At 52.3% G+C, this 4,443-nt stretch carries 4 protein-coding genes and 1 pseudogene; all 5 read right to left on the bottom strand.

The window, feature by feature from the left end:
* Nucleotides 1–25: 25 nt before the first annotated feature.
* Entirely contained in the window at nucleotides 26–1,237 is a 1,212-nt protein-coding gene (locus GN208_RS17530; RefSeq protein ID WP_111759634.1) for a phage major capsid protein, read from the bottom strand.
* Between the two features lie 9 nt (nucleotides 1,238–1,246).
* Nucleotides 1,247–1,897, bottom strand: coding sequence for an HK97 family phage prohead protease (locus GN208_RS17525; protein WP_170950667.1), 651 nt, complete (start codon nucleotides 1,895–1,897; stop codon nucleotides 1,247–1,249).
* Nucleotides 1,887–2,917, bottom strand: a pseudogene (locus GN208_RS17520) (phage portal protein). The gene GN208_RS17525 and the pseudogene GN208_RS17520 overlap by 11 nt, the downstream one beginning before the upstream one ends.
* Nucleotides 2,917–3,096 carry a hypothetical protein gene (locus tag GN208_RS17515; protein WP_004238661.1) on the bottom strand — a complete coding sequence of 60 codons (180 nt, stop codon included), beginning with the start codon at nucleotides 3,094–3,096 and terminating at the stop codon, nucleotides 2,917–2,919. The pseudogene GN208_RS17520 and the gene GN208_RS17515 overlap by 1 nt, the downstream one beginning before the upstream one ends.
* Before the next feature lie 9 nt (nucleotides 3,097–3,105).
* Nucleotides 3,106–4,443: terminase TerL endonuclease subunit (locus GN208_RS17510; RefSeq protein WP_243828504.1), on the bottom strand; the 1,338-nt coding region annotated here is incomplete at its 5' end.

Below are 4,443 nucleotides of genomic sequence, written 5' to 3'. Positions count from 1 at the left end.
GCGGCATCTCTGCCGCCGTAATTAATCAGCCTCCTGCACCTGCAGCTTTCAGTAATTTCACAGCATTACTGTCCACCATCATGCTGCCGACACGCTTCGTGGTATAGAAATGCACAAACGGCTTGTTGGTGTACGGGTCGCGCAGCATACGGATGCCGATACGATCCAGGATGGTGTAGCAGCGTCTGAAGTTACCAAACGCCAGCGGAACAGCACCGGCAGCCATATCAGCAAACTGCTCATTTTCCGCAATACCATATCCCAGTAATGCAGACGGCTGACCCAATTGCAGGCCCGGCTGCCACAGGTAATTCCCCTGGGAATCCTTCAGTGTGCGCACTTTGAATAACGTATTGTTATTCATCATAAACTTAGCACCGTTGCGGTATGGTTTTCGCAGTGTATAAATCAGTTTCATCACTTCATCAGCGGTCAGTTCGGTCGGTTTCTTCAGCAACAGGTGTTGCAATTTGCCCCAGTCACGCTCCTTATCCGCTTTATCATCACTGCCGTAGGCCAGCAATCCTTTGGGCTTTTTGCTGCCGTCTCCGCTGGTGAATGCCGCTTCTTCCTGCGCTGCAAATTCAGTTGTCAGTTCACCGGTAATGAACTGCTCAACGTTGAAAAAGGCATCATCCAGCATGGTCTGAGTCGCCGCCGGATTGCCGTAAATTTCCCCCCACACCGGTTCAATGGTACCGAGTTTTGACGTGCTGGTTTCCGGACGCGCATCAGTCTCACCAACCCAACCGCTGCCGGTACCTCCCATATTCACGAGGCGCTTGTAATTCGGCGTGCCGACTGAGACAACATTACATTCCTGACGCATAATGACTTCGTCACGCAGAGCAGAAATAATATTGCGATCCAGTTCTTCCGGCACGGCATAACCACCGTCAGGATCAGAACCAATCTGCATGGCTTTCTGTTCCAGTTCGGCCAGGCCGTCATCCTTACCTTTGCGGACAAACAGTTCGAATGCACTTTTGTGTTCAGCAACATCTTTGTTTGCCACACCACCTGCCGGACGTTTCACGGCCGCCAGCTCAGCTTCCAGCGACGATTTCAGCTCGTCCAGTTCGGATAATCTGCCGTTCAGCGTTTCCACTGACTCGGCCAGTCTGCCTTTTTCTGATTCGATGGCATCAATACGTTTGTCATTTTTTGACTTAAATTCTTCAAATGACGCTTTCAGCTCTTTTGCCACTTCACTGATATCTTTATGATCAACAGCCATAACAGCCCCTTACTGATTAAAATTAATGGATTTAAGTGTTTCCAGTGCATCTTCCTCTGCGTCACGCAGAGAGAGAGCATGGTAGCCGTCGGCCATAAATGCCTTAGCCTGTGTCCGCGACAGTCCGGCATCACGCAGGACGCGCTCAATACTTTTTTGTGACGGGATGTCACCACGGGCAAATGCCGATTTAACATCACTGACCCGGGCTTCATCATTGGACGGGAAGGTCACCAGGCTCACTTCCCACAGATCGATTTCTTTCAGGAGAAACGCCCCTTTACTCCGGTCGTACTCCCAGTCTTTCAGGATGTAGCCAATAGAAAGGCCGGATAATGATCCGGCCTTCAGATGTGCATGAGCCCGTTTTGACAGCGGGTCATCCTCGATAAGCAGCCGCCCTTTGACATACAGGCCGGTATCATCCTCCCGCATTTCGGTATACACACCGACCGGTTCGGAAATCTGGTGCTGCCAGAGCATGGCCGGAAGACCGCCCTTCTCCCGCCATTCACTAAGTGATGCCTGAAAAGCACCCGGCACAACAATATCGCTGTAGCTGTCTTTCACGCCGAAAACCGATCCGTATCCTTCAAATTCGCCGGTTTCAGTGACCGACTTTATTTTCAGCGGTATGTCCAGCCGCTGTTTAGTCATTATCGACATCCTGCTTTTCCTCTTTTTCCGGGCTGCTCTCAGGCTTTGTGGTCATGTTCATCGGTGTCAGCCAGATATCACCACCTTCACGCGGGTTGAGCTCTTCCAGTTCCCGGCATTCATTGGGTGAATAGATCCCCCAGTTAATACCGGTGGCATAAGCATCAAACCGTGATTTCATATCTCCGCGTAACAATGCCCCTGCGTTGAATTTCGCGTAAAAAACCGGGTCTCAAGGAACTGTGCGTCTTCCGATGTCATGCTGATTTGCTGCCATTTCAGGCCCATCTCAAGGATCATGGGTTTATGTGCATTAGCCAGTCCCTGATGCCGGTTTTCAAAGTCGGTTTTCAGCCGCTCCCAGGCATCGTCTTTCAGGTACTGGTCAGTTTGCAGGACACCGCTGGTTACCGCGCCGTTCCCGAACAGACGTGAGCCGTGCTCCTCCGTTGCCAGCCCCAGCCCGACCGCCTGTTTTGCATACGCTATCGGACTGAGTCCGGTTAATCCGTCCAGGGTGAAAATCCGCACATGCCAGATATCATCCTGTGTCAGCGTGTCGTGCCTTCCGTCCGGAAAAGTAACCTGATATTCAGGTTCCCACTTACTGTTCAGTTTTGGAGTAACTGAAGACGGATCCAGCGGCAGCAGCTCCACCACCTCACCCAGCGCTTTGACTTTGTAAGCATAAAAATTGCCGCGCAGACACAGGCAGGCGATCAGTAATTCCCAGAACTCCTGCGGTGTCATGTAATTATTGGGGTTTACAGATAAAAGCCGGTTAAGCCGTTCACGGACAGCCCGGCGGTTGCCTGTCTCCAGCTGTTCATACAGAGAACACGGCAGCATGCCGACTGACTCCGCCAGCACGCGAACGCAGCTGAATACTGCGGTAAGCTGCATCGCCAGTTGCGGACTGACGCGACGGCCGGAATAGGTGTCATAGGTCAGACCGATCATTTCGCTGAGCTCTGACGAACTCATACCCGTATCGGATTTTCTGAATAAACCGGGAAAGAACATTATGATCCTCCGTTGTTATTCAGGCTTCCCGCTGATCTTGATACCAGATATGACCAGAGCAGGCATAAACCGCCGGCAGTGATAAACCCGGCAGCAGGCATCAGCAGCCAGGCACCGAACGCCAGCAGACAGGCACCCGCAACCCCCACCAGCAGGGCGGTAATAGTCAGTAATTTCATTGGATTTCCTCAGAGTGAACGTAAGCCCCTGGAAGATAAAACATCGGACAAACTTTGTTCCTGTTCCCCGCCGTTCACCATCTGGCGTGATTTGGCAGTAAACAGGGCAAACGGCCCGTCAATTTTGTTTTCCGGTGTCGATTTGTTCGGGAAAATGTTGTCATTTCTGTCCGGTTTTACCGTCACGTTAGACATCATCCAGGACATTACCGGGTTGTGGTCATGATGAAATTTGCCGGAATATACATCAGCCTGAACGGTTTTCATCGATTCAGACAGGTTTTTCACCGTCTGCGCCACCTCCACCAGCGGAATACCTTCTTCCGCCAGGCGGCGGGAGAACTGAACGGCACTCCACGGGTCAAAACCGAGTTCACGTAAATCCTCACCTTCGCACCATGCCAGAATGTCGGCTTTGATGATGTCGTGATCGACAACCTCACCGTCCGTCAGTTCAAGATGACCGGCAGCTCCCCATTTCCGGTACAGGTCAGCGATATGCTTCGGTGCAGTCACCACTCTGTCCTCCGGCAGCCAGAATTTGCACTTCATATGCAGTTGTCCGCGCGGATCCTCATACACTTTAACGGCTGCGGTCACATCGATTTTGTTTGACAGATCCACACCAACCCAGACCGGGTAATTTTTCAGCTCATCATCCGGCGCATTTTCAGGGCAGCTGTCCCACTTACCGGTATCCATCCAGGCGGATTCGGCATTCACCCACATATTGAGGTGCTTGGTCAGGAAATTGGGCCGGGCCGCAATCTGCTCTTTTGCCTTTTTCGCCAGGCGGCGCATATCGTCAAAACGCTTACAGACACCCAGCCCCGGATTGGCTTTTATCCAGATGCTTTCATCGAACGGGTCATCATCCTCATCCGGTGTGTAAATTGCCGCGAAAAAGGTATCATCCTCCACCACGCCCCGCAGCACCTTGATGGCGTAATCCCGCAGTTCGTAGCAGATGCCCTCGCGGTTAAATCCCGCTGTAGTGATCGCAAACAGCAGGGATTGAAGACGGGCACCGGTCGCGGTTTCCAGCACATCCCACACATCACGGGTTTTGTGGGCATGAAGTTCGTCCACAATGCCGCAGTGAATATTCAGGCCGTCGAGGTTATTTGCGTCACTGGACAGCGGCTCAAACTTGGATGCAGACCGCTCCTGGTAAATCGCCAGCTTATTAAATTCAAACAGGCGGCCGAGTGAGCTCCTGGCCTTTTTGACCATGTTTTTTGCATCTTCAAACACAATACGGGCCTGGTCACGGGTGGTGGCCGCCGAGTAAACCTCGGCGCCACCCTCACCGTCAGCGCCGGTCATGTACAGACCGATACCGGATGA

Source organism: Morganella sp. HSTU-ASny43, assembly GCF_022819185.1.
Classification (GTDB): domain Bacteria; phylum Pseudomonadota; class Gammaproteobacteria; order Enterobacterales; family Enterobacteriaceae; genus Morganella; species Morganella morganii.
The sequence above is the reverse complement of the archived record's forward strand: the minus strand, read 5'-3'. Positions and strand labels throughout refer to the sequence as shown.

Bases quoted from the DNA above. Each gene is read 5' to 3' on its own strand.
- GN208_RS17530 (WP_111759634.1), bottom strand. From the start codon at position 1,237: ATGGCTGTTGATCATAAAGATATCAGTGAAGTGGCAAAAGAGCTGAAA.
- GN208_RS17515 (WP_004238661.1), bottom strand. From the start codon at position 3,096: ATGAAATTACTGACTATTACCGCCCTGCTGGTGGGGGTTGCGGGTGCC.